We start from the raw sequence: 23802 nt of genomic DNA, 5'->3' as shown, positions 1-23802 counted from the left end.
GTTGCTATGTTGTCGCGTCGGGGTCATCGGTTAAGTCGTTTTCGTAAAAATAAACGCCGCCTGCACGAGCGTTTGCGTCAGCGTATTTTTTTCAGAGATAAAGTGGTGCCGGAAGCAATGGAAAAACCAAGAGTACTCGTACTGACAGGGGCAGGAATTTCTGCGGAATCAGGTATTCGTACCTTTCGCGCAGCAGATGGCCTGTGGGAAGAACATCGGGTTGAAGATGTGGCTACACCGGAAGGTTTTGATCGCGATCCTGAACTGGTGCAAGCGTTTTATAACGCCCGTCGCCGTCAACTACAGCAGCCAGAAATTCAGCCTAACGCTGCGCATCTTGCGCTGGCTAAACTGCAAGACGCCCTCGGCGATCGCTTTTTGCTGGTGACGCAGAATATCGATAATCTGCATGAACGCGCAGGTAATACCAATGTGATTCATATGCATGGGGAATTGCTGAAAGTACGTTGTTCGCAAAGCGGGCAGGTTCTCGACTGGACTGGAGACGTCACGCCAGAAGACAAATGTCATTGTTGCCAGTTCCCGGCACCCTTGCGACCGCACGTAGTTTGGTTTGGCGAAATGCCACTCGGCATGGATGAAATTTATATGGCGTTGTCGATGGCCGACATTTTCATTGCCATTGGTACTTCCGGGCATGTTTATCCGGCGGCTGGGTTTGTTCACGAAGCGAAGCTGCATGGCGCGCATACGGTTGAACTCAATCTCGAACCGAGTCAGGTCGGTAATGAATTTGCCGAGAAATATTACGGCCCGGCAAGCCAGGTGGTACCAGAATTTGTTGAAAAGTTGCTGAAGGGCTTATAAAGCAGGAAGCATTGCCTGATGCGCTACGCTTATCAGGCCTACAAGGGGGCGCAATTAATTGAATTTGCGGGTTTTGTGGGCCGGATAAGGCGTTCGCGCCGCATCCGGCATAATACACGCACACTTTACTGCCTCTTTTACCGTTTACTCGTCAATAACAACGCGGCAATAAACGTACAGACTCCAATCAGTCCCGCCCAGAGCGGCGATATTCTGGCAATCGCAAAGCTATTATCGATATACAGGCATAAAGCCTGATAACCCATATTGGCAATAGTCATCGCCACTGCAAACTTTAATGCATAAATAAAACGAGTCGTGTAGTTAAAAAATGCAGTAAAGACGATGAATGCAACCGCCCAGGCAAAAAGGCCTAATGTCGTGGTACTGCCGGGAGGATCATTCTCCTGCTGTTGTCTGGGATGCGGATAATATGTCAATGACGGCGTCGGTTGTTTTAATATCTGTGCTTGCAAAATATCCAGGGCATTATTGATTCCCTGATACCAGAGGTCCGCATGTAAATAAGCCAGCGTGTGATTTTCTACCAGGAGGCCGAGATGTTTATCGTCCAGACGGCTTTCAACCTGGCCGTTGGTTATCACAATTAACCGTGGCTCCCGGGTAGTAAAAAGCAACAGAACACTTCCTTTTACATCACTCAATGAAGATGATGCATGCGCCAGCATCGCTTTACCATTTTGTCTGAGACTGGCTTCATTTATACCATCTACCACGACGATAAACGGCGCAATCCCGGTTTGTTGACGAAAAAGCTCCGCTTTCCGCGCGATCTCTTCAGCATCCGGTACAGTACCTGTAACATCCGTAAAAAGTGTCTTCATTATTGGAATTAAGGGTTTACTGGTTACCGTCAGAGGCAGAAGTATCAGTAAACTGAGCAGTATTATGATTTTTTTCATGGGCGGGACTTCCGTTTCCTGCGTAACTTTTTGGCGGAGGGAGCCATGATTAGCAGACCGATACCACCGAAAATAATGCCTGCTATGCCAACAAAGCCCCATTCAAAAAAATTAACCCAGGGATTGTTTATTTCGGCTTCTTCTGGATGCCCTGGCGGATAATAGACATTGACTCTGTCACCTTCGCTATCTTCATAAAAATCACTACCGATACTCGAATTGAAAATTAGCGTGTAATCTGGCGTAGGGCGAAAGGCAACCACTGGATACCAGGAACCATTATCACCGACGTCGTTTGAGTGATTGTTGTACCAAACGGCATCAACAATGATTCCTTCTGTATGAACCGCGCTTTTGGTAAAAGTAAAATGGTAATAAAAGATGATTGCAGAAATAACGAGCAATATCAGACCGATACCGAGAAAAGCGCGGGATAACAATTTACTGTCCTGACTCATTAGTCACATCCTTGCTAAATAAAAAACGGGCGGTAATACCACCGCCCGTTTGCTGAATTAACGTCCTGCTTTCAGCTTCTGATAATACTCTTCATAAATGCTGCTGGCTGGGCCAACGTCACTCTGCCATTCGCCATTTTTAATGGTTTCAGCATCCGGGTAGAGCGTCTTGTCGTTCGCTATTTCCGGGCTTAACAGTTTGCGCGCGGCGAGGTTTGGTGTTGGATAACCGATAGTTTCGGCAACCTGTTTTGCCACATCCGGGCGCAGCAGGAAGTTGATCAATTTCAGCGCGCCTTCTTTGTTTTTGGCATTTGCCGGGATCGCCAGGCTGTCCATCCAGAAAATGCCGCCTTCTTTCGGCCATACCACGTCAATTGGCGTACCCGCCTGGCGAGCAACGAAAGCAGAGCCGTTCCAGATCATGCCGAGGTTAACTTCGCCTTCCATGTACGGGTTTGCCGGGTTATCGGAGTTAAACGCCGCGACGTTTGGCATCAGTTTTTTCAGCTCGTTATACGCAGCTTCAATCTCTTTCGGATCGGTGGTATTACCGGAGTAGCCCAGCTTACGCAGCGCCATCTGGAATACTTCACGGGCATCGTCGGTCAGCAGCAGGCTGCCTTTGTACTCAGGCTTCCACAGATCGGCCCAGCTGGTGACAGATTTCGGATCCACCGCATCACCGTTAACGCCAATCGCCGTCGCACCCCAGATATACGGAATGGAGTAGTCGTTATTCGGATCAAACGGCTTGTTGAGCATTTCTGGATCGAGATTGCTGAAGTTTGTTAACTTCGACTTGTCGATCTTCTGGATCATCCCTTCTTTACGCATTTTATCAACGTAATAGGTTGAAGGAACCACCAGGTCATAGGCACCGTCTTTGTACGTTTTCAGCTTGGCGTACATGGTTTCGTTCGACTCGTAAGTCGAATAGATAACCTTAATACCGGTTTCTTTGGTGAACTGTTCGAGCAGTCCAGGCGGCACGTACTCGGTCCAGTTGTAGAAATACAGTGTGTTGTTGTCATCAGCGTGAGCGGCACTCATGCCCAGTGCCAGAGCACCCGCCGCGAGCAGGTGGCGTGACCATTTTTTCATTTAACGTCCCCTGTGTTACCTTTCGTTTTATCACGAGCAATAAGCTGGCTGGCAATAACCATCACCAGCGACAGCACCAGTAATATGGTTGCCAGCGCGTTAACTTCCGGCGATACGCCGACTTTGACCATCGAATAAATTTTTAACGGCAGAATTTCATAACTCGGCCCGGTGACGAACGAAGAAACCACCACATCGTCCATCGACAGGGTAAAGCTTAACACCCAGCCCGCCGCCACCGCTGGCATTGCCAGTGGCAGGATGATTTTTCGCAGAATGGTAAATTCACTGGCACCGAGATCTTTCGCCGCTTCCAGCATTCGCACGTCAAAACCTTTCAGGCGCGAATACACCGTCACCACCACAAACGGCAGGCAGAAGGTGATATGCGAGAACAGCAGCGACCAGAAGCCAAGCTGAATACCCAGCAGCATAAACAGCACCAGCAGAGAAATCGCCATCACGATATCTGGCGACATCATCACCACAAACAGCATTCCGCTAACGAACGGCTTACCACGAAAGCGATAGCGGTACAGCGCAACAGCCGTCAGTGAACCGATAAGCGTGGCAAACGTCGCCGAAAACACCGCCATCGTCAGTGAATGCTGCGCTGCCTGTAACAGGCTGTCGTTGTTCATCAGCAGGCTATACCATTTGGTGGTAAAACCCTGCCAGTTGATGCCAAAGCGCGAGCTGTTGAAGGAGTTCACAATCAAAATAATGATTGGGATATACAGGTACGCGTAGATAGCGGTCATAAAACCGCCGCGAAGCAGTCGACCGATCATTCGAGTTCCACCTTCTTATTCAGCAAACGAGAAGCGCGCCAGTAAACCAGCAACATCAGGCCCATTACGATAGTCAGCGTAATGCTGGTGGCTGCACCAAACGGCCAGTCACGAATATTAAGGAACTGGACCTTGATGACGTTACCGATCAGCAGGTTTTTCGCACCGCCCATCAGGTCGGACACATAGAACAGGCCCATCGCTGGCAGCATCACCAGCAGACATCCGGCAATAATCCCCGGCATCGTCAGTGGAATAATGATGCGGATAAAAGTCTGCAACTTGCTGGCACCGAGATCGCGCGCCGCCTCCAGCAACGGCTTATCCAGTTTTTCGATACTGGAGTACAGCGGCATCACCATAAACGGCAGCAGAATGTAAACCAGACCGATAATCACCGCACTGGGCGTGAACATGATACGAATTGGTGTGTCGATAACGCCCAGCCAGAGCAAAAACTCGTTGAGATAGCCTTTGGTGCTGAGGAAAATTTTCAGCCCGTAGATGCGAATCAGTGAGTTGGTCCAGAAGGGAACAATCAGCAGAAACAGCAGCAGCGGACGCACCTTGTGTGGCAGCTTCGCCAGAAACCAGGCAAACGGGTAGCCCAGCACCAGGCAGGCGAGGGTGGCGATCAGCGCCATATTCAGCGAGTGCAATAGCACTTCAAAATAGAGCGGATCGAGCAGACGCGTGTAGTTATCCAGCGTAAAGACCATTTTGACAAAACTGGCGTCGTCGCGGGTCAAAAAGCTGGTGCCAATGATCATCAGGTTGGGCAGAAAGACAAACAACACAAGCCAACCGACAATAGTGACAATCACTACATTCTGGAACTTACTTGTGTTCTTCATCAGCCAGTACGACCTCCCAGCTTTCTACCCAATTAATGGCCATTTTTTGGTCGAGAGAGTGGTCAAAGTCAGGATCGTCTTCATTGAAGAATTCGCTCACCATCACCATCTTGCCATTTTCCAGTTCAACAACCGACTCCAGCGTCATGCCTTTGTAGTTACGCTCGCGAACGTAACCAATCAGCCCTTCAGCGTGGTTGTCGTCGTTAATCTCTTCAACACGTAAGTCTTCCGGGCGCAGCAGAACATGCAGTTTTTGCCCCGGTTCTACGGCGAAGTTAACGTAGATATTACACTCGCGACCTTCAACGTTAGCCCGTACGCGCTGCTCGTCGAGTCGCTCGATCACCGTGGCGTTGAACATATTGATCTCGCCAATGAATCCGGCAACAAATAAATTCTTCGGCTCTTCGTAAATTTCGCGCGGTGTACCATCCTGCTCAATACGACCCTCGCGCATCACCACAATCCTGTCTGACATGGTGAGCGCTTCTTCCTGATCGTGAGTGACAAAGACGAAGGTAATACCAAGCTTACGCTGTAACGCTTTCAGCTCGTTCTGCATTTGCTTGCGCAGTTTGTAATCCAGCGCCGAGAGCGACTCATCAAGCAGCAGCAGGCGAGGCTTGTTAACCACCGCGCGGGCAATGGCGACGCGTTGCTGTTGACCGCCTGAGAGTTGATGCGGTTTGCGTTGAGCGAAGCTTTCCAGTTGCACCATCCGCAAAGCTTCCATCACGCGAGGCGTAATTTCAGCAGCAGGGGTTTTTTGCATACGCAAACCAAAGGCCACATTTTCGAATACGGTCATGTGGGGGAATAGCGCGTAGCTTTGGAAAACGGTGTTCACATAGCGGTTTTCCGCCGGAACGTGGGTGATGTCCTCGTTATCCAGCATGATGCGTCCAGAATCAACAGTTTCCAGACCCGCAATCAGGCGAAGAACGGTTGTTTTACCGCAGCCAGAAGGGCCAAGCAGCGTGAGGAACTCGCCATTGTTGATAGTCAGATCCAGCTGGGGAATGACCTCTTTACCATCAAAGCATTTGCGAATTCCCGCCAATTGCACCAGCGGTGAAAGCGAACTCGGTTGTTTATTCAATTTTTTACTCTGTCCCATGTAAACGCAACGGATGGCTTACCGAAGCGGGGTTTGTGGTTAACCACCTTGGTGACTCTTAAAGAGGGCCGTAATTCTACGGCAAACTACTTGGATCGCCAATCCTTGTTGTGAATTACTGGCTTAGCTTTATATTCATTAAGGTAATGTTGATAAATATTCCCGATTGCAGGGGTAAAAGTGACCTGACGCAATATTTGTCTTTTCCTGCTTCTTAATAATGTTGTCACGAAAAGTGAGGGTGACTACATGGATAAACTACTTGAGCGTTTTTTGAACTACGTGTCTCTCGATACCCAATCAAAAGCGGGGGTGAGACAAGTTCCCAGCACGGAAGGCCAGTGGAAATTATTGCATCTGCTGAAAGATCAGCTGGAAGAAATGGGTCTTATCAATGTGACCTTAAGTGAGAAAGGAACGTTGATGGCGACGCTACCGGCTAACGTTCCTGGCGATATTCCGGCGATTGGCTTTATTTCTCATGTGGATACCTCACCGGATTGCAGCGGTAAAAATGTGAACCCGCAGATTGTTGAAAACTATCGTGGCGGCGACATTGCGTTGGGCGTCGGCGACGAAGTCCTGTCACCGGTCATGTTCCCGGTACTGCATCAACTGCTGGGACAGACGCTGATCACCACTGACGGTAAAACATTGTTGGGTGCTGACGACAAAGCGGGTATTGCAGAAATCATGACCGCGCTGGCGGTATTGCAGCAGAAAAATATTCCGCATGGCGATATTCGTGTTGCCTTTACGCCTGATGAAGAAGTGGGTAAAGGGGCGAAACATTTTGATGTTGAAGCCTTTGATGCCCGCTGGGCTTACACCGTAGATGGTGGTGGCGTAGGTGAACTGGAGTTTGAAAACTTCAACGCTGCTTCGGTGAATATCAAAATCGTCGGCAACAATGTTCACCCGGGTACGGCAAAAGGTGTGATGGTGAATGCGCTGTCGCTGGCGGCACGCATTCATGCGGAAGTACCGGCAGATGAAAGCCCGGAAGCTACGGAAGGTTATGCAGGCTTCTATCACCTGACAAGCATGAAAGGCACTGTTGAACGCGCCGATATGCACTACATCATCCGTGATTTCGACCGTAAACAGTTTGAAGCGCGTAAACGTAAAATGATGGAAATTGCCAAGAAAGTGGGCAAAGGGTTACACCCGGATTGCTACATTGAACTGGTGATTGAAGACAGTTACTACAACATGCGCGAGAAAGTCGTTGAGCATCCGCATATTCTTGATATTGCCCAGCAGGCGATGCGCGATTGCGATATTGAACCAGACCTGAAACCGATCCGTGGTGGTACTGACGGTGCGCAGTTGTCGTTTATGGGATTACCGTGCCCGAATCTGTTTACCGGCGGTTATAACTATCATGGCAAACATGAGTTTGTCACTCTGGAAGGAATGGAAAAAGCAGTGCAAGTGATTGTGCGAATTGCCGAGTTAACGGCGAAACGGAAGTAAGCGAAATTGGATGCGGCATATGATGCCGCATCCGGCTTCAATTCAAATTTACCCTTCGAAGAACCAATACCCGCTATTGACCAGCGCCGCGAGCATCGCGAGGAATGACGGATCTTCCAGTGCGTCGCCAAAATTCTCGGCGGTCAGTGCAATATTGCTGGCGAGTGCCTCCAGCGCCGGACGGTGCGGGGAATCAATTTTCTCACCATTGGCATAAACATCGTCGCCAATGCGCAAGACGCGCAGACCACCCAGACGCACCAGTACATCACCTTGTTTCAGCGCGTCATAGATTTCATCCGGTTGATACGGTGGCTCTGGCGGAGCGATATCCAGTTCATGACGTGACTGCGAAATAAACTCGCCAAACCACTGTTTAAAGTGTTCTGGCTGGTTGATCAACTCAAGCATCATCTCACGCAGTTTATCCATCTCCTGCGGCAGAACGTCTGCCGGATGATCGCGAGGCGGGACATCCGGGTCGCTGTAGTAATTACCGCCCAGCTCACGTTGCAGCACGTAATCGGCAAATCCGCTGATCAGTTCCCGCGTATTCGGCGCACGAAAACCAACGGAATAGTTCATCGCATTTTCCAGTGCGTAGCCTTCGTGCGGGAACCCTGGCGGAATATAAAGAATATCGCCTGGCTCCAGCTCTTCATCAATAATCGCTTCAAACGGATCAACCTGTAACAGATCCGGGTGAGGGCAGTGCTGCCTCATGTGCAGTTTTTCACCTACCCGCCAGCGACGGCGACCTGTACCCTGAATAATAAACACATCGTACTGATCGAGATGCGGACCGACGCCGCCGCCAGGCACGGAAAACGAGATCATCAGGTCGTCAATGCGCCAGTCCGGTAATTCACGGAACGGACGCATCAGCGCGGCGGCCGGTTCATGCCAGTGATCAACCGCCTGGACCAGCAATGACCAGTTGGTTTCGCCCAGATGGTCGTAGCTTTCGAATGGCCCGTGACTGACCTGCCATTTGCCATCCTGATGACTGACCAGCCGACTGTCGACTTCACTTTCCATCGCCAGGCCCGCCAGCTCGTCGGGAGAAATAGGATCAATAAAATTATTAAAGCCGCGTTTTAACACCACGGGACGTTTCTGCCAGTGGCGTTCAAGAAAATCGGGCCAATTAAGGGTGAGTTGGTATTCCATGTTAAGCGTCCATAGGCGGGTATCTGCAACCGATTATAACGGATGCATACTGTAATGCGTGAACAAAGGACATATTTATTCATCTTTTGGCAAGGAATGCTGGCGACCAAAAATCACCTCCATTCGCGCACCGCCGAGCATGCTCTCTCCGGCGATGATTCTTCCGTCGTACTGTTCAGTAATTTCACGAGCGACCGCCAGCCCCACGCCTTGCCCGGGGCGTAAGGTATCAACACGCTGACCACGGTCGAAAATCACCTCACGCTTGCTTTGCGGGATCCCCGGTCCATCATCTTCGACCACGATGTAGAGATGTTTGTCAGTTTGCCTTGCGGAGATTTCGACAAACTCGAGGCAATACTTACAGGCGTTATCCAGTACATTGCCCATTACTTCAACAAAATCGTTCTGCTCACCGACAAAGCTAATTTCTGGCGAGATATCGAGGGAAATATTGACGCCTTTACGCTGATAAACTTTATTCAGTGCCGATGTGAGATTGTCCAACAACGGGGCCACTGGATGTAGTTCGCGGCTAAGTAATGTCCCGCCACGCATACTGGCTCGGTGTAGGTAGTAACCAATTTGTTGCGAGATACGGCTAATTTGTTCCAGCATCACCGGTTCCGCCTCACTGACGTTCATCTTTTCACTTCGCAAAGAACGTAGCGTACTTTGTAGCACCGCCAGAGGCGTTTTCAGGCTGTGAGTCAGGTCAGTGAGCGTAGTGCGGTATTTGTCGTAACGCTCACGCTCGCTTTTTAAAAGTCGGTTCAGGTTACCCACCAGGCTGGTCAGTTCTCTCGTTGTTGTAGGGTTGAGCAGTTCACGGTGGTGTTCTTCCAGTTCGCGGACTTCGCGCGCCAGGGCTTCAATAGGGCGTAAGCTCCACCAGGCGGCGACCCACAGTAACGGGATCACTAACAGCAGGTTGGCCAGGAGTACATAGAGAAACCAGCTCCATACCGTATAGGAACTTTTAAGCTCTACGGGAATGGTATCGACCACCACAATGGTGAGTTTTGGCATTCGCGCCGTCGCCGGATAGACATTAACGGCTACCGAGTGGGTCATTTCTGCATCGTCGTCGTCTTCCCGAACTTCCTGCAACTGCTGCTGAATAGAGAGATCGTTACTCAGTAGCAGGCTGGTATCGTTCACGTCAGCCTCTATTTCGTGAAAACCATTGGATTTCAGCCAGTCAGGCTGGATCATTTTCATCAGCCAGGGAACGTCACGCTGCGCCCACAATAATTTGCCGTTCTCGTCATAAATCAGAGACATCGTGGGACTTTGCTTGTCGATATTTTCCGGCAGTTCAACATGTAGCTTATTGTTTTCCCATTTCGCCAGTGTATAGAATAAATTGCTCTCGCCGCGTAACAGACGAAACGTCGTTTTATCGAAACTAACGCTATAACCGATCAGGGCAACCATACCGTAGGAAAGTGAAAGCACCAGTACTACCGCGGCCGTCGCCAACAGAAAACGTACCCGCAGCGAGAGCGGGAAAAAAACACACAGTAATTTTTTCATCAGCGCAATTCGAAAAGATAACCCTGGCCGCGAACGGTGGTAATCACCTCGTGCGGGTATTGCGCCTGAATTTTTTTGCGCAGCCTGCCCATCAGAACATCAATGGTATGACTTTCCCGCAGTTCGGCATCTGGGTAGAGTTGTAGCATCAATGAATCTTTACTGACCACTTTGCCGTTGTTACGGATCAAGGTTTCCATAATGGTGTATTCAAATGCGGTCAGTTTGATGACTTCGTCACTAATAGATAATTCGCGACGGGAGAGATCAACCTGAAACGGCGGCAGCGAAATAACCTGTGAAGCCAGGCCGCTATTACGCCGCATTAATGCCTGCATTCGTGCCATCACTTCTTCAATATGAAAGGGTTTAGTCACGTAATCGTCAGCACCGGCGCTTAATACTTCAACTTTGTCCTGCCAGCTTTCACGGGCGGTTAAAACCAGAATTGGCAGTGAAACATCATTACTACGCCAGCGACGGATCAGCGACAAACCATCTTCGTCAGGCAAACCGAGATCGACAATCGCAATATCCGGTAAATGTTCGTTGAGATAATAATCGGCTTCTTTGGCATCTTCTGCGTCATCGACCTGATGACCAGCGTCCTGAATCTGAACTTTAAGATGGTGACGTAACAACGCATTGTCTTCGACAACCAGTACGCGCATTTTTATTTCTCCCTGTCTTAATTATAAAAATAGTGTAACGCGATTATGTGGTTGTGGGGGTAAACATTAAATAAACCAGTGGGGAAGGGAGGTGTAAATAGAAAAGCGGATTATCTTAATAAACAGGCCGGACGGCATCACCATCCGGCACTGATACGAGGCTTATTTCAGCTCATCAACCATAGTGATGGCACGACCAATATAGTTAGCCGGCGTCATCGCTTTCAGGCGTGCTTTTTCTTCTTCTGGCAGCGCCAGACCGTCGATAAATTGCTTCATGCCTTCGGCGTCAACGCGCTTACCGCGAGTCAGCTCTTTCAGCTTCTCGTACGGTTTTTCGATGCCATAGCGACGCATAACAGTCTGGATTGGCTCAGCCAGCACTTCCCAGTTGTGATCCAGTTCATCCAGCAGATGATCACGGTTCACTTCCAGTTTGCTCACGCCTTTCAGGGTGGATTGATACGCAATCAGCGCATAACCGATACCCACGCCGAGGTTACGCAGCACGGTGGAGTCGGTCAGGTCACGCTGCCAGCGGGAAACCGGCAGTTTGCTTGCCAGATGCTGCAATACCGCGTTGGAAAGGCCCAGATTCCCTTCGGAGTTTTCGAAGTCGATCGGGTTAACTTTATGCGGCATGGTGGAAGAACCAATCTCACCAGCAATGGTTTTTTGTTTGAAGTGGTTAAGGGCGATATAACCCCAGATGTCACGGTCGAAGTCGATCAGAATGGTGTTAAAGCGCGCAACGCAATCAAACAGCTCGGCGATGTAGTCGTGCGGTTCGATCTGGGTTGTGTACGGGTTCCACTGAATACCCAGCGAGGTGACGAACTCTTCGCTGAACTGATGCCAGTCAACTTCCGGGTAAGCGGCGATGTGGGCGTTATAGTTACCGACCGCGCCGTTGATTTTGCCGAGGATCTCCACCTGGTTAAGCTGGCGGTACTGGCGCTCCATACGGTAGGCGACGTTAGCCATCTCTTTACCGATGGTTGACGGCGTGGCTGGCTGACCGTGGGTACGGGACAGCAGCGGGATATCGCGATACTGAACGGCGAGATCTTTAATGCCGTCAATCAGTTGACGCCAGTATGGCAGGATCACTTCATCACGCGCAGTTTTCAGCATCAACGCGTGGGAGAGGTTATTGATATCTTCCGAAGTACAGGCAAAGTGAATGAATTCAGAAACCGCGTGCAGTTCCGAGATCTCCGCCACTTTTTCTTTCAGGAAATACTCAACCGCTTTAACGTCGTGGTTAGTGGTACGCTCGATGGTTTTGATTCGCGATGCATCTTCTTCACTGAAATTAGCGACGATTGCATCAAGGTAACCGATTGCGTCGGCAGCAAAAGCAGGAACTTCCTTGATCGCTGCGTGCGCGGCCAGTTTTTGCAGCCAACGTACTTCAACTTGTACACGGAATTTCAGCAAACCGTATTCGCTGAAAATCCCGCGCAGCGCGCTGACTTTATCGCCGTAGCGTCCATCGACAGGGGAAACGGCGGTCAGTGAGGATAATTCCATAGATCACAACTCCGGGGTTAAATGAGCAAGAATTTGTTTTGCCTGAGTGGTCAGGCGATTACGAGAAAACATCAGTTGCAGACGTCCACCGCCGACCTGGTGCCAGAGCACGGCGGCGCGAATGCCTGCCAGCAGGGTTGCGCGAACTTTCGCCTGCACCTGTGGGCTTTGCAGTACGGCAGGGGAGCCGGTGACCTGAATGCGCGGGCCAAGCGGGCTTATCACATCAACATAGATGGCGGCCATCGCGCTCATCAGCGTTTCGGACTGTAAATCGAAGTGTTCGAGCTGGCGTTGCAGGCCGTTGATCCGGTTGCCCAGAGTGTCGAGCGCACCTTTCGCTGAGGAAAGTTTGCGCTCAAGCACCATCAGGCTTAGCGTGTAGCGGGTTAGCTCAGCGTTTAAGCCCTGACGACTGCTGGCATTGAGCACGCCGAGCAGGGTTTCCAGCCCGACGCGCAGGTTGGCTTCGCTACCGCCAAAAACCGCCAGCGTCGAGCTGGGGTTCATATCAATAATACTGTTGAGTGAGACGTGTAGCGCATCGGCATCACAATGCCCCTGGTGAGCGAGTTGTTGCACCAGGCGTGCCGACTGACAAATACCGGCCAGGGCGAGGGTGATGTCATAGTAATTCTTTGCCACGTTCACTGCTTCCTTGTTGTAATTAAAGACAATAATCAGACCGGCAGCGGCAGACGCTGCTCAATGATACCGCCACCGAGGCACACTTCACCGTTATAGAAGACGGCAGACTGGCCCGGCGTCACGGCGGCAACGGGCTCATCGAAAATCACTTCAATGCGATCATCGTCCAGCGCCTTGACGGTGCACGGAATGTCGGTCTGGCGATAGCGGGTTTTCACCGTGCAACGCATAGTACCGGTGAACGGTTCGCGATCGACCCAGTGCAGCTGCTGGGCAATCAGACCGACAGACATCAGACGCGGGTGTTCATGGCCCTGCGCAACAATCAGAATGTTGTTTTCGACGTCTTTATCGACCACATACCACGGTTCTTCGGTGCCTTCTTTGGTGCCACCGATACCCAGACCTTTACGCTGACCGAGGGTGTGATACATCAGCCCCTGGTGCTCACCAATTTCATCGCCATCGACGGTAATGATTTTGCCCGGTTGCGCCGGGAGATAACGGCCCAGGAACTCGCGGAATTTACGTTCGCCAATGAAGCAAATGCCGGTAGAGTCTTTTTTCTTCGCGGTGACCAGACCAAGATCTTCAGCAATCTTACGCACCTGCGGTTTTTCCAGTTCGCCGACCGGGAACAGGCTTTGCGCAATCTGCTCATGGCCGAGCGTATAAAGGAAGTAGCTCTGGTCTTTATTGCTGTCCAGACCACGCAGCAGGCGGCTCTTGCCATCGACATCTGCCCGACGCACGTAATGACCGGTAGCGATATAATCGGCACCTAAATCTTCGGCGGCAAATTCGAGGAAGGCTTTAAATTTGATCTCTTTGTTGCACAGAATATCCGGATTCGGCGTGCGACCGGCTTTATATTCAGCAAGGAACAGTTCGAAGACGTTGTCCCAGTACTCGGCAGCAAAGTTGACGGTGTGCAGTTCAATGCCGAGCTTATCGCAGACCGCCTGGGCATCAGCCAGATCCGCTGCCGCTGTGCAATATTCCTCACCGTCGTCTTCTTCCCAGTTCTTCATAAACAGGCCTTCGACCTGATATCCCTGTTGTTGCAACAGCCAGGCAGAAACGGAGGAATCGACACCGCCGGACATGCCGACGATCACTTTTTTTGCGGTTTCAGACATTGGATTACTCACGACATTGAACTTCAAGGCGGCGTATTCTATCACGCAGCCTTTTAGATGACACCCTTTGTAAAAGGCCAGTTAAAATCGCCAATCATCTCCAGCGGATAGCATTGCCCGCTTTGATAACAACGAATACTTTCCGCCACCAGCGGCGAACGAAGATTTGACGCCTGTAAAATTTCTTCGGCGCTGACCCAACGGCAGCAGTCGATATCGCTGTCATGAGGCTGGGTCGGGCATATTTGCTCAAGCTCGATGGCAAACAGGAAACGCAAAAACGGCGTTTTATCTGGCGCAATCCACTGATGCATGCGGATGAAGTGTTGCGGTCGCGCGCTGATGCCGGTTTCTTCCCACAGCTCACGCGCAGCCGCTTCCACTAGCGTCTCATCCGCTTCCAGATGTCCCGCCGGTTGGTTCCATAACGCTTTACCATTAATCGTCTCTTCAACGACTAAAAATTTGCCTTCTGCGTGCACCACGCAAGCAACGGTAACGTGCGGTTTAAACATTGTGCATCCTTATTCTGTTGCTTCTCGCCATTCGCCGTTAGCGAGATTATCCAGTGTGTAATTGCCCATGGCATAACGAATCAGTCGCAGCGTAGGGAAACCGACATGGGCGGTCATGCGGCGCACCTGGCGATTACGTCCTTCATATAAAGTAATCTTCAGCCAGCTGGTGGGAATACTTTTACGTTCACGAATTGGCGGATTACGTGGCCATAACCACTCTGGTTCTTCAACCAGCTCCGCGCCTGCGGGCAGGGTAGGGCCATCATTTAAGGTTACGCCATTGCGCAAGGCTTCAAGTGCGTCTTGTGTGGGAATGCCTTCCACCTGCACATAATAGATTTTCCCGGTGCGTTTGCCCGGCTGAGTTAAACGTGCCTGTAGTGCACCGTTATTGGTCAGCACCAGTAACCCTTCGCTATCGCGGTCAAGACGACCTGCCGCATAAACGCCCTGAACCGGGATGAATTCTTTTAATGTTTTGCGCCCGGCTTCATCGGTGAACTGCGGAAGAACATCGTAGGGTTTATTGAACAGGATCACACGCGTGGGCTGGTTTTCTGGCTTGCGTTTGTTAGTGCGTTGCGAGCTGAATCGCTTAACCTGGTGATTTCTAAAAGAAGTTTTTTGCATGGTATTTTCAGAGATTATGAATTGCCGCATTATAGCCTAATAACGCGCATCTTTCATGACGGCAAACAATAGGGTAGTATTGACAAGCCAATTACAAATCATTAACAAAAAATTGCTCTAAAGCATCCGTATCGCAGGACGCAAACGCATATGCAACGTGGTGGCAGACGAGCAAACCAGTAGCGCTCGAAGGAGAGGTGAATGGAAAGTAAAGTAGTTGTTCCGGCACAAGGCAAGAAGATCACCCTGCAAAACGGCAAACTCAACGTTCCTGAAAATCCGATTATCCCTTACATTGAAGGTGATGGAATCGGTGTAGATGTAACCCCAGCCATGCTGAAAGTGGTCGACGCTGCAGTCGAGAAAGCCTATAAAGGCGAGCGTAAAATCTCCTGGATGGAAATTTACACCGGTGAAAAATCCACACAGGTTTATGGTCAGGATGTCTGGCTGCCTGCTGAAACCCTTGATCTGATTCGTGAATATCGCGTTGCTATTAAAGGCCCGCTGACCACTCCGGTTGGGGGCGGTATTCGCTCTCTGAACGTTGCCCTGCGCCAGGAACTGGATCTCTACATCTGCCTGCGTCCGGTACGTTACTATCAGGGCACCCCAAGCCCGGTTAAACACCCTGAACTGACCGATATGGTTATCTTCCGTGAAAACTCGGAAGACATTTATGCAGGTATCGAATGGAAAGCAGACTCTGCCGACGCTGAGAAAGTGATTAAATTCCTGCGTGAAGAGATGGGCGTGAAGAAAATTCGCTTCCCGGAACATTGCGGTATCGGTATTAAGCCGTGTTCTGAAGAAGGCACCAAACGTCTGGTTCGTGCAGCGATCGAATACGCAATTGCTAACGATCGTGACTCTGTGACCCTGGTGCACAAAGGCAACATCATGAAGTTCACCGAAGGCGCGTTTAAAGACTGGGGCTACCAGCTGGCGCGTGAAGAGTTTGGCGGTGAACTGATCGACGGCGGCCCGTGGCTGAAAGTTAAAAACCCGAATACAGGCAAAGAGATCGTCATTAAAGACGTGATTGCTGACGCATTCCTGCAACAGATCCTGCTGCGTCCGGCTGAATACGACGTAATCGCCTGTATGAACCTGAACGGTGACTACATTTCTGACGCCCTGGCAGCTCAGGTTGGCGGTATCGGTATCGCCCCTGGCGCAAACATCGGTGACGAATGCGCCCTGTTTGAAGCTACCCACGGTACTGCGCCGAAATATGCCGGTCAGGACAAAGTTAACCCAGGCTCTATCATCCTTTCCGCTGAGATGATGCTGCGCCATATGGGCTGGACTGAAGCCGCAGACCTGATTGTTAAAGGTATGGAAGGCGCAATCAACGCGAAGACCGTAACCTATGACTTCGAACGTCTGATGGAAGGCGCTAAGCTGCTGAAATGTTCAGAGTTTGGTGACGCGATCATCAAGAACATGTAATTCGGTAATTTATTAAATCCATTAACGGGAGCGTAACGCTCCCGTTATTTTTGTCAGGATGCTAACGGTTATCAAAATAAGTTATCAAAACCCCCAGGTTGTTGGGGGATGGTCAGATGGTTGTTCTACTGCCTGGTTCCAATTCTGTGCCAGAATCGGACGTCGCAATCGCGACAACGACGAATCCTTTAGTCCACAATAAAGAGTTTTGCTCCTGTCTCCGTTCTGGACTGATGTGGCTCTGCGTTATCACCAACCTGATAACTCATCCCCGCAGTTAAAGTGAATTTACGGCCATCTGCGAGCAGTGTTTCGAGTTCTCCCTCCATGCATAAAAGGATATGACCTTTACTGCACCAATGATCCGCCAGGTAACCTGGGGTATATTCAACCATTCGCACACGGATTTGGTTCGGCTTGTGACCAAAAAATTGTGTGCGCCAGTAGGCCATGCCTGTTTCCCCGGGATGTTCTGTTTTTTCGACTTCACCCCAGTTGGTGGTGCCAAAAGCAAATGCTTCGATATTCATTTTATGGCCTTTCGTTGTTAAGAAAGAGTGCTTGAGCTCAGGTTGGAATGAATTAACATTAACATAAGAAAAAATAATTTATATATCAACACATTATTTTTGCCTTAGGTATTGTTATAGCGTTTCAATTATTAAGAACAAAAAACTAAAACTAAATCCGAAAAATAATCTGGTAACATTTTAAAATAATGAAAAATTAAAGTGCCGCTATACATTTATCTTATTTCTAATTCTCATAGACGAAATTTTCCATGTTATGATATAATATGACGAAAATCGCAGGTTATCAACCTGTTATTGATGTAAATAAATTTCGAGGAGATTATTCCAGTGGGACGTAAATGGGCCAATATCGTAGCTAAAAAAACGGCTAAAGACGGGGCAACGTCTAAAGTATATGCAAAATTCGGTGTGGAAATCTATGCTGCGGCTAAACAGGGGGAACCAGATCCGGAATTAAACACTTCTTTAAAGTTTGTTATTGAACGCGCGAAGCAGGCGCAAGTTCCAAAACACGTTATTGATAAAGCTATTGATAAAGCCAAAGGTGGCGGAGACGAAACGTTCGTACAAGGACGTTATGAAGGCTTTGGACCCAATGGTTCAATGATTATCGCTGAAACGTTGACTTCAAACGTTAACCGTACGATTGCTAACGTTCGTACAATTTTCAATAAAAAAGGCGGTAACATTGGCGCGGCAGGTTCTGTCAGCTATATGTTTGACAATACTGGCGTGATTGTATTTAAAGGAACTGACCCTGACCGTATTTTTGAAATTTTGCTTGAAGCTGAAGTGGATGTCCGTGATGTGACCGAAGAAGAAGGAAACATCGTTATTTATACTGAGCCTACAGACCTTCACAAAGGAATTGCAGCTCTAAAAGCAGCTGGAATTACTGAGTTCTCAACAACAGAATTAGAAATGATTGCTCAATCAGAAGTTGAGCTTTCACCAGAAGATTTAGAAATCTTTGAAGGACTTATTGATGCCCTCGAAGATGACGACGATGTTCAAAAAGTATATCATAACGTTGCAAATCTCTAATTATAAATAAAAGAAATCTGTCTTTATGGCAGATTTCTTATTCTTAAAGAATGTTAAAAAACATATAAAAAAGACTCTCATCTAAAAAATAAGACTAATCGAAATTACTGATTGTAACTATCTCATGATTAACGGCAAAGGATCATCCGATGGGTGGTAATTGCGCGAAAAACGTAATGGTTTACAGTCGAAATATCAGAATGTAATGCCTGTTAATTGTTACGTAAAATATCAAGAATGATCATCAAGAACTGAATTTTTAAAATGGCAGTTTTCACCAAAATGTTGCCCGGTACCAGGAAGATATGGCATTGTATTCTTGATACTCGGGCAATGGGCATGTTACTTCAGAATATAATCATGGATACGCAGTTTTATAGCGCCCATTAAAAATGAAAAGTGCTTTTTAAATTGGAGGCAGCCCATATTTTGCGCGGGCGCGATTACATGCCTCATTAATCTTCCCATCCTCGCCAGACATGGCGAATTCTCGACATGTCGATGAGCGATTCTTATATATGGTGCAACATGCGTTTTTTCCAGGCGTTCCTGCCAGGGCGACACAACGTGGATCCTTCTGGTTAGTACCGCTCATACATCGGTGGTAAGGGGATATTTGCTCAGTAAGATGAGCCGGGATAGTGCCGCCTGCATCATCTGCTTCGGCCCAGTAAAAAGAGACGCGGAAAAATGCACAACAGGCACCACACGCCAGGCATGGATTCAGATTGCTCATAATTCACCAGTACTACTATATACATCACAATACATCATAACAAAAAATGCAGACACGCCCTGTAAAGATGCGTGTCTGTGACCGGCTGGCGAATTTTCTATAGTCAACTACTGAATGATCACCAGCTGTTATTAATTTTACATATCCACTGAGATATAACCAGACAGTCAAAATATAAACAAAGTAAATTAATCTTTACAATTTGTAACTACATAGTTTCGGAAGGGCGTGCTTTATGGAATCAGAGTCTACATTATCTTGTTAGCATAGGGTGATTTTATAAACATAGTGGATATTGCGATTGTTTTAATTCTGGTTGATTAAAGGGACTCATCAGAAAATGTTATTTCTCTGATGTTCAAAAATATGAGCAAGCTCAGGTTATAATATTTTGTATTTATATTACGGTTGTCTCATCGTTCACATTGATTATTGTGTTAATGGTAAAAACGTTATGATTCAATTCAATAGTGCATTTGACTTCGAACATACCAGAACACGTCTTCTTAAGGCGGTATCAGATAATGGTCTGGTTTTATTTGGCGAGTTTGACCACGCAAAAGCTGCCCGTAATGCAGGGCTTGTAATGCCGCCAACGACTGTTCTGGTATTTGGTAATCCTGAAAAGGGAACGCCTTTGATGTTGGAACATCCAGACCTCGCTCTGGATTTACCTTTCAGGGTACTCCTTCGCCAGTTACCCGGAGGTCAGGTCAACGTTAGATTTCACTCGGCAGAAGAATTGAAATGTTATGGACTTGACTCAACGGCGATACAAACGTTGAAAAAGCTGGAATTGCTGGTACAGAAATACATTCAACCTATTGATTAACATATGCATAAAGGCGAAAGTTAAAGCTAAACAGAAACGTGCTCAACCTGTATTTTTGTTCCCGAATTATTACCCCATGCCTCTTCTCTGCTTAAAGACCCATTGATCAGCGCGAACATTAGTTTTTCATCAGTCATTGAAAGACTTGCGGCATGTTGGGCAAAATTTCATCTGATGCGTGGATATTTCTGATTCTCTCGACCATGCTCTCTGTAGACGCCAGATTGAGCGAATGAATGTCAACCCCCTCTATTAACCTGTTGTCAGGGACACGCAGATGCGCAATACACTTATCCCTATCCTCGCTGCGGTTTGCCTGTTTATTACCGGCGTCTCTATTTTGAACATCCAGCTCTGGTATTCCGCAAAAGCGGAGAGCCTGGCAGGGGCGAGATATGCCGCAAACAATATCAATTATATACTTGAGGAAGCGTCACAGGCGACTCAAACGGCACAGGAAATAGCCAGAAAAGGGTGTGATCTGGATGAACAATATCAACTAGGTACAGAGGCAGCGCTCAAGCCACATCTGCGTACGATCATCATTCTCAAACAAGATGCGGTCTGGTGTACTTCACTGCCGGGGAACCGCGTACTGCTATCACGTATACCCGTGATTCCTGAAAGCAATTTACTGCTAGCTCCGGCAATCGATACTGTTAATAAAATGCCCATTTTGCTTTATCAGATTCAGTTCGCTGATACCCGAGTTTTGGTGACTATTAGCGATCAACATATTCGTGGCGCGCTCAATGTGCCGTTGAAGGGGGCGAAATATACTTTACTCGTTGGCGGTAGCATTATTGGCCCGTCGGGAGATGTGACAGCTCTCAATGGTAAAAATCATTTTTCTGGGCGAGTCAGTTCCACAAAATATCATTTCAGTATTATTTATAACCAGCCGTCTCTATTTAGCTTTAGCAGACTTATCGATAAAGGTCTGGGGATTTTGATATTCATTTTGTTAATTTCCTGCGCCGTTGCCTTCCTGCTTGATAAATATTTCAACAAAAGCGCGACACCGGAAGAGATCCTGCGGCGGGCAATACATAACGGTGAAATTGTGCCTTTTTATCAACCAGTGGTAAATGGGCGGGAAGGGACGTTACGCGGTGTGGAAGTCCTTGCCCGCTGGAAACACCCTCGGGGAGGATATATCTCTCCTGCGGCTTTCATTCCTCTTGCTGAAAAATCAGGGTTGATAGTTCCGCTCACCCAAAGTTTGATGAGCCAGGTCGCCAAACAAATGAATGCGATCGAAAGTAAACTGCCAGAAGGTTTTCACGTTGGGATAAATTTCAGCGCCTCGCATATTATTTCGCCGACATTTGTTGAAGAATGCCTGAAATACAAGGGCAGCTTCACGCGCCGTGATTTGAATCTCGTGCTTGAAGTCACTGAGCGTGAGCCTTTGCATGTTGATGAAAGTCTGGTCCAGCGACTAAACATTTTGCATGAAAATGGTTTTGTCATCGCACTGGATGATTTTGGTACTGGATACTCGGGGCTTTCTTATCTCCATGATCTACATATTGATTATATCAAGATTGATCACAGCTTCGTCGGGCGGGTCAACGCAGATCCAGATTCCACCCGGATCCTGGACTGCGTGCTGGATCTGGCGCGCAAACTTTCTATCAGTATTGTCGCTGAAGGTGTTGAGACGAAGGAGCAGCTCGATTACCTGAACCAAAACAACATCACGTTCCAACAGGGATACTATTTCTATAAACCGGTGACATATATTGAGCTGGTCAAAATTATTCTCTCAAAACCGAAGGTGAAAGTGGTGGTTGAGTGAAAAATGATCGCTTGAGCGTGAGGTGACGTAATTATAGACAGCTAATTAGCTCGTTTCGTCTTGTTACTATTGTTCATTATTTTGTTTGCTATAATTGTCTGAAATTTTTGACAGGATTACCATCAGTAGCATGAACAAGAGTAATAATCTGGATTATTTTACTTTATATATCATTTTCTCCATTGCATTTATGCTAATCACTTTCCTGGTTATCCTTTTTGCCAAACCCAGCACCTGGTTGGGAGAAGTGCTTGTTACTATAAATTTGCTAAATGCGTTGGTTTGGTTGGCGATCAATGTGGTTAATCGGTTAAGAGGAAAACTCGTTAGCCATAGGGATCAGCCTTAATCCTTCTGTTATCACTGTCAGAAAACGGCTAAATGAGTTGCTGGCAGTGCGCGTAATCAGGGGGAAATTAAACCTGGCGTAAATGGCAATCTGAATTCAGCGGCCAGCGTCTGGGGAAATGTTGGCGTTCAACTCGGTGATAATGGCTACAATGACACCGCAGTGATGGTGGGATTTAAATATAAGTTCTGATTCCTTCGCCTGCTAAAAAAACGCGCCGAATCAATCGGCGCGGTACTGCATTAATGATTATTTTTTGCCAATGGCACGCATGGTGTCATCAATGGCGGTAATTAACAGCATTTGCGGATCTTTAGCACAAACCTGGTTCAGTTTTTCTACCACTTTGGCACTGAGTTCCGGAGATTGCTCGATTTTTAAATCACGGCTCGTAACGCTGGCGTTACCCATTACAGCCACAATTTCTGCAACCTGTGCGCTGTCAGTTTTTGCCATTTCGTTAGCTTCAGCACAAGTAATATAGGTTTCTGCCGGCAAACCGTTCTTAATATTGTAGTCCTGCGCCCAGCTCATTGGTGCGAAAACAAACAGACCAGCCAGTAATGCAAATTTTTTCATCATCATTCCTTATTTCATTTTACCCAGAATGGCACCACCTGTGCCGCCAATTACAGCACCTTTAATCGCGCCTTCCAGACCATTGCCGGTCAACACGCCAGTGACTGCACCAACGGCAGCACCCACTTTCGCACCTTTGCGGGCATTTTTGCCGTCACGACCTTTTTCAGTGACTGCACCAACACCAGCGCCCACAGCAGCGCCTTTCAGCACGCCATTAACGCCATTGCCAGTCAGTAAACCTACGCCTGCACCTAACAGCGCACCTTTCGTGGTGCGATTCATATCCGCCATTGCTGGTGCGGAGCAGAACAATGCTGAGATAAGCCCGAAGGCGAGTATTTTTTTCTTCAACTTAGATGTCCGGTATTAAGTAAGTTGCACACACAATAATTTCGTCTTTAATTAATGTTCACTTAACTAAAGAACGCTCGCTATTATTCAGATAATTCAAAATGAGCGCGAATGGTATAATAGTAATTGTGTTTTATGCTTGAATGGGAATAATCTTAAATAAGGATTAACTCATTGATTTGAAATATTTTTTTCAAGAAATGTCATCAGGTGTTAACATGGTATTGTAAAGGTTAGACGATCTGAAATATCAATATTGTTGTGTGATTTAAATGTAAAAAACATTTATCAAAAAAGGCAAGATAAGTAATTTCGCTCTGGTGGCAATAGTGTGAATTAGCGGCGATTTGAGCTGACAATAGAAGGGGAGAACAAAATTTAGACCAAATGCAATCTGACAGATACCAGTATAAACAACCGGTAACTGTCAGATCAGGTTTGAGCTAATACAGCTTATTTCAGCTCTTCTGCTTCTGGTAAGGTCACGTTAAGCTCAAGAATGGAAATATCGCCATCCTTTTGCTCGAGTTGTACGGTTACCATCTCGGGATCAATTTGTACGTATTTACAAATGACATCAAGAATATCTTTACGCAACTGCGGCAGATAGTGTGGTTCTGCATCGCTGCGACGACGTTCAGCAACAATAATCTGCAGCCGTTCTTTTGCAATGTTGGCCGTGTTTTTCTTCCGTGAGAGAAAGAAATCGAGTAATGCCATAAC

Annotated in this window: 25 protein-coding genes and 3 pseudogenes; 8 read left to right on the top strand and 20 right to left on the bottom strand. The window is 48.0% G+C overall.

What is annotated here, in order from left to right:
* The first annotated feature begins 6 nt into the window (after positions 1-6).
* A complete protein-coding gene (cobB, locus tag AACU94_RS10680) occupies positions 7-828 on the top strand; it encodes a Sir2 family NAD+-dependent deacetylase (protein WP_096938882.1) in 822 nt (273 codons plus the stop codon).
* Positions 829-965: 137 nt separating this feature from the next.
* On the opposite strand, the gene AACU94_RS10675 is transcribed toward cobB, so the two are convergent.
* From AACU94_RS10675 to potA, 6 genes are read right to left on the bottom strand one after another with little or no spacing between them, the layout of a single operon-like run.
* Complete coding sequence (locus AACU94_RS10675) at positions 966-1751, bottom strand: TPM domain-containing protein (protein ID WP_135489412.1); 786 nt, start codon at positions 1749-1751, stop codon at positions 966-968.
* The gene (locus AACU94_RS10670) at positions 1748-2209 is read right to left on the bottom strand and encodes a DUF3592 domain-containing protein (protein WP_135489411.1); all 462 of its coding nucleotides are present in this window, start codon (positions 2207-2209) and stop codon (positions 1748-1750) included. The genes AACU94_RS10675 and AACU94_RS10670 overlap by 4 nt, the downstream gene beginning before the upstream one ends.
* Before the next feature lie 57 nt (positions 2210-2266).
* Positions 2267-3313, bottom strand: a complete 1047-nt coding sequence (gene potD / locus AACU94_RS10665) for a spermidine/putrescine ABC transporter substrate-binding protein PotD (RefSeq protein WP_130215933.1) — start codon at positions 3311-3313, stop codon at positions 2267-2269.
* On the bottom strand, positions 3310-4104 hold the full coding sequence (potC, locus tag AACU94_RS10660) for a spermidine/putrescine ABC transporter permease PotC (RefSeq protein WP_000580316.1): 795 nt from the start codon (positions 4102-4104) through the stop codon (positions 3310-3312). Before potC ends, potD begins: the two co-directional genes overlap by 4 nt.
* A complete protein-coding gene (gene potB / locus AACU94_RS10655; protein WP_000799401.1) occupies positions 4101-4958 on the bottom strand; it encodes a spermidine/putrescine ABC transporter permease PotB in 858 nt (285 codons plus the stop codon). The genes potC and potB overlap by 4 nt, the downstream gene beginning before the upstream one ends.
* Positions 4942-6078, bottom strand: coding sequence for a spermidine/putrescine ABC transporter ATP-binding protein PotA (gene potA / locus AACU94_RS10650; protein WP_130205581.1), 1137 nt, complete (start codon positions 6076-6078; stop codon positions 4942-4944). Before potA ends, potB begins: the two co-directional genes overlap by 17 nt.
* 249 nt (positions 6079-6327) lie before the next feature.
* On the opposite strand from potA, the gene pepT reads away from it, so the two are divergent.
* On the top strand, positions 6328-7554 hold the full coding sequence (gene pepT, locus AACU94_RS10645; RefSeq protein WP_135489410.1) for a peptidase T: 1227 nt from the start codon (positions 6328-6330) through the stop codon (positions 7552-7554).
* A 48-nt stretch (positions 7555-7602) separates the two neighbouring features.
* Here the strand turns inward: pepT and roxA are convergent, their stop codons facing one another.
* The 8 genes from roxA to rluE all read right to left on the bottom strand — a co-directional run bounded on the left by roxA (position 7603) and on the right by rluE (position 15429).
* The gene (gene roxA / locus AACU94_RS10640) at positions 7603-8724 is read right to left on the bottom strand and encodes a [50S ribosomal protein L16]-arginine 3-hydroxylase (RefSeq protein ID WP_130205585.1); all 1122 of its coding nucleotides are present in this window, start codon (positions 8722-8724) and stop codon (positions 7603-7605) included.
* Positions 8725-8799: 75 nt separating this feature from the next.
* On the bottom strand, positions 8800-10260 hold the full coding sequence (gene phoQ / locus AACU94_RS10635) for a two-component system sensor histidine kinase PhoQ (protein ID WP_135489409.1): 1461 nt from the start codon (positions 10258-10260) through the stop codon (positions 8800-8802).
* Positions 10260-10931, bottom strand: coding sequence for a two-component system response regulator PhoP (phoP, locus tag AACU94_RS10630; RefSeq protein WP_130205589.1), 672 nt, complete (start codon positions 10929-10931; stop codon positions 10260-10262). The genes phoQ and phoP overlap by 1 nt, the downstream gene beginning before the upstream one ends.
* Before the next feature lie 162 nt (positions 10932-11093).
* Complete coding sequence (gene purB, locus AACU94_RS10625; protein WP_135489408.1) at positions 11094-12464, bottom strand: adenylosuccinate lyase; 1371 nt, start codon at positions 12462-12464, stop codon at positions 11094-11096.
* 3 nt (positions 12465-12467) lie between these two features.
* On the bottom strand, positions 12468-13109 hold the full coding sequence (gene hflD, locus AACU94_RS10620; RefSeq protein WP_001297479.1) for a high frequency lysogenization protein HflD: 642 nt from the start codon (positions 13107-13109) through the stop codon (positions 12468-12470).
* 35 nt (positions 13110-13144) lie between these two features.
* Entirely contained in the window at positions 13145-14251 is a 1107-nt protein-coding gene (gene mnmA, locus AACU94_RS10615) for a tRNA 2-thiouridine(34) synthase MnmA (protein WP_130222859.1), read from the bottom strand.
* A 53-nt stretch (positions 14252-14304) separates the two neighbouring features.
* A complete protein-coding gene (gene nudJ / locus AACU94_RS10610) occupies positions 14305-14766 on the bottom strand; it encodes a phosphatase NudJ (RefSeq protein WP_135489407.1) in 462 nt (153 codons plus the stop codon).
* Positions 14767-14775: 9 nt separating this feature from the next.
* Positions 14776-15429 (bottom strand): 23S rRNA pseudouridine(2457) synthase RluE, encoded by a 654-nt coding sequence (gene rluE, locus AACU94_RS10605; protein WP_130215943.1) that lies wholly within the window; start codon positions 15427-15429, stop codon positions 14776-14778.
* Between the two features lie 171 nt (positions 15430-15600).
* Here rluE and icd point away from each other — a divergent pair, with 171 nt between their 5' ends.
* Positions 15601-16851: an NADP-dependent isocitrate dehydrogenase gene (icd, locus tag AACU94_RS10600; protein ID WP_000444487.1), complete on the top strand. Its 1251-nt coding sequence runs from the start codon at positions 15601-15603 to the stop codon at positions 16849-16851.
* Positions 16852-17039: 188 nt separating this feature from the next.
* On the opposite strand, the gene AACU94_RS10595 is transcribed toward icd, so the two are convergent.
* Positions 17040-17381: a DHCW motif cupin fold protein gene (locus AACU94_RS10595; RefSeq protein WP_131162235.1), complete on the bottom strand. Its 342-nt coding sequence runs from the start codon at positions 17379-17381 to the stop codon at positions 17040-17042.
* A gap of 330 nt (positions 17382-17711) precedes the next feature.
* On the opposite strand from AACU94_RS10595, the gene AACU94_RS10590 reads away from it, so the two are divergent.
* A complete protein-coding gene (locus tag AACU94_RS10590) occupies positions 17712-18428 on the top strand; it encodes a YebC/PmpR family DNA-binding transcriptional regulator (protein ID WP_130205599.1) in 717 nt (238 codons plus the stop codon).
* A gap of 406 nt (positions 18429-18834) precedes the next feature.
* On the opposite strand, the gene AACU94_RS10585 is transcribed toward AACU94_RS10590, so the two are convergent.
* Positions 18835-19164, bottom strand: a complete 330-nt coding sequence (locus tag AACU94_RS10585; protein ID WP_130205601.1) for a YkgJ family cysteine cluster protein — start codon at positions 19162-19164, stop codon at positions 18835-18837.
* Positions 19165-19603: 439 nt separating this feature from the next.
* On the opposite strand from AACU94_RS10585, the pseudogene AACU94_RS10580 reads away from it, so the two are divergent.
* The 4 genes and pseudogenes from AACU94_RS10580 to AACU94_RS10565 form a co-directional block, all read left to right on the top strand.
* Positions 19604-19996 (top strand): annotated as a pseudogene (locus AACU94_RS10580) (DUF302 domain-containing protein); the annotation flags it as partial.
* A 277-nt stretch (positions 19997-20273) separates the two neighbouring features.
* Positions 20274-21797 carry a cyclic diguanylate phosphodiesterase gene (locus tag AACU94_RS10575; protein WP_135489406.1) on the top strand — a complete coding sequence of 508 codons (1524 nt, stop codon included), beginning with the start codon at positions 20274-20276 and terminating at the stop codon, positions 21795-21797.
* Between the two features lie 130 nt (positions 21798-21927).
* Entirely contained in the window at positions 21928-22146 is a 219-nt protein-coding gene (gene ymgF, locus AACU94_RS10570; protein WP_130215949.1) for a cell division-associated protein YmgF, read from the top strand.
* Positions 22147-22194: 48 nt separating this feature from the next.
* A pseudogene (locus tag AACU94_RS10565) lies at positions 22195-22338 on the top strand (autotransporter outer membrane beta-barrel domain-containing protein); the annotation flags it as partial.
* 57 nt (positions 22339-22395) lie between these two features.
* Here the strand turns inward: AACU94_RS10565 and AACU94_RS10560 are convergent.
* The 4 genes and pseudogenes from AACU94_RS10560 to minE all read right to left on the bottom strand — a co-directional run bounded on the left by AACU94_RS10560 (position 22396) and on the right by minE (position 23799).
* Positions 22396-22731: a YmgD family protein gene (locus AACU94_RS10560; protein ID WP_074399524.1), complete on the bottom strand. Its 336-nt coding sequence runs from the start codon at positions 22729-22731 to the stop codon at positions 22396-22398.
* A gap of 3 nt (positions 22732-22734) precedes the next feature.
* Positions 22735-23079: a YMGG-like glycine zipper-containing protein gene (locus AACU94_RS10555; RefSeq protein ID WP_064528662.1), complete on the bottom strand. Its 345-nt coding sequence runs from the start codon at positions 23077-23079 to the stop codon at positions 22735-22737.
* Positions 23080-23140: 61 nt separating this feature from the next.
* Positions 23141-23212, bottom strand: a pseudogene (locus AACU94_RS24730) (hypothetical protein); the annotation flags it as partial.
* Between the two features lie 320 nt (positions 23213-23532).
* A complete protein-coding gene (minE, locus tag AACU94_RS10550) occupies positions 23533-23799 on the bottom strand; it encodes a cell division topological specificity factor MinE (protein ID WP_001185664.1) in 267 nt (88 codons plus the stop codon).
* Between the last annotated feature and the right edge of the window lie 3 nt (positions 23800-23802).

Origin of the sequence: Escherichia sp. E4702 (genome assembly GCF_963883545.1) — a bacterium.
Taxonomy (GTDB): domain Bacteria; phylum Pseudomonadota; class Gammaproteobacteria; order Enterobacterales; family Enterobacteriaceae; genus Escherichia.
Note: the sequence above shows the minus strand (reverse complement) of the source record. Positions and strands in the feature narration are given on the sequence as shown.

Bases quoted from the DNA above. Each gene is read 5' to 3' on its own strand.
- AACU94_RS10575 (WP_135489406.1), top strand. From the start codon at position 20,274: ATGCGCAATACACTTATCCCTATCCTCGCTGCGGTTTGCCTGTTTATT.
- nudJ (WP_135489407.1), bottom strand. From the start codon at position 14,766: ATGTTTAAACCGCACGTTACCGTTGCTTGCGTGGTGCACGCAGAAGGC.
- potC (WP_000580316.1), bottom strand. From the start codon at position 4,104: ATGATCGGTCGACTGCTTCGCGGCGGTTTTATGACCGCTATCTACGCG.
- roxA (WP_130205585.1), bottom strand. From the start codon at position 8,724: ATGGAATACCAACTCACCCTTAATTGGCCCGATTTTCTTGAACGCCAC.
- ymgF (WP_130215949.1), top strand. From the start codon at position 21,928: ATGAACAAGAGTAATAATCTGGATTATTTTACTTTATATATCATTTTC.
- AACU94_RS10560 (WP_074399524.1), bottom strand. From the start codon at position 22,731: ATGATGATGAAAAAATTTGCATTACTGGCTGGTCTGTTTGTTTTCGCA.
- phoQ (WP_135489409.1), bottom strand. From the start codon at position 10,260: ATGAAAAAATTACTGTGTGTTTTTTTCCCGCTCTCGCTGCGGGTACGT.
- minE (WP_001185664.1), bottom strand. From the start codon at position 23,799: ATGGCATTACTCGATTTCTTTCTCTCACGGAAGAAAAACACGGCCAAC.
- cobB (WP_096938882.1), top strand. From the start codon at position 7: ATGTTGTCGCGTCGGGGTCATCGGTTAAGTCGTTTTCGTAAAAATAAA.
- potD (WP_130215933.1), bottom strand. From the start codon at position 3,313: ATGAAAAAATGGTCACGCCACCTGCTCGCGGCGGGTGCTCTGGCACTG.
- mnmA (WP_130222859.1), bottom strand. From the start codon at position 14,251: ATGTCTGAAACCGCAAAAAAAGTGATCGTCGGCATGTCCGGCGGTGTC.
- AACU94_RS10595 (WP_131162235.1), bottom strand. From the start codon at position 17,381: ATGAATATCGAAGCATTTGCTTTTGGCACCACCAACTGGGGTGAAGTC.
- rluE (WP_130215943.1), bottom strand. From the start codon at position 15,429: ATGCGGCAATTCATAATCTCTGAAAATACCATGCAAAAAACTTCTTTT.
- potA (WP_130205581.1), bottom strand. From the start codon at position 6,078: ATGGGACAGAGTAAAAAATTGAATAAACAACCGAGTTCGCTTTCACCG.
- potB (WP_000799401.1), bottom strand. From the start codon at position 4,958: ATGAAGAACACAAGTAAGTTCCAGAATGTAGTGATTGTCACTATTGTC.
- phoP (WP_130205589.1), bottom strand. From the start codon at position 10,931: ATGCGCGTACTGGTTGTCGAAGACAATGCGTTGTTACGTCACCATCTT.
- pepT (WP_135489410.1), top strand. From the start codon at position 6,328: ATGGATAAACTACTTGAGCGTTTTTTGAACTACGTGTCTCTCGATACC.
- AACU94_RS10675 (WP_135489412.1), bottom strand. From the start codon at position 1,751: ATGAAAAAAATCATAATACTGCTCAGTTTACTGATACTTCTGCCTCTG.
- purB (WP_135489408.1), bottom strand. From the start codon at position 12,464: ATGGAATTATCCTCACTGACCGCCGTTTCCCCTGTCGATGGACGCTAC.
- AACU94_RS10585 (WP_130205601.1), bottom strand. From the start codon at position 19,164: ATGAGCAATCTGAATCCATGCCTGGCGTGTGGTGCCTGTTGTGCATTT.
- icd (WP_000444487.1), top strand. From the start codon at position 15,601: ATGGAAAGTAAAGTAGTTGTTCCGGCACAAGGCAAGAAGATCACCCTG.
- AACU94_RS10670 (WP_135489411.1), bottom strand. From the start codon at position 2,209: ATGAGTCAGGACAGTAAATTGTTATCCCGCGCTTTTCTCGGTATCGGT.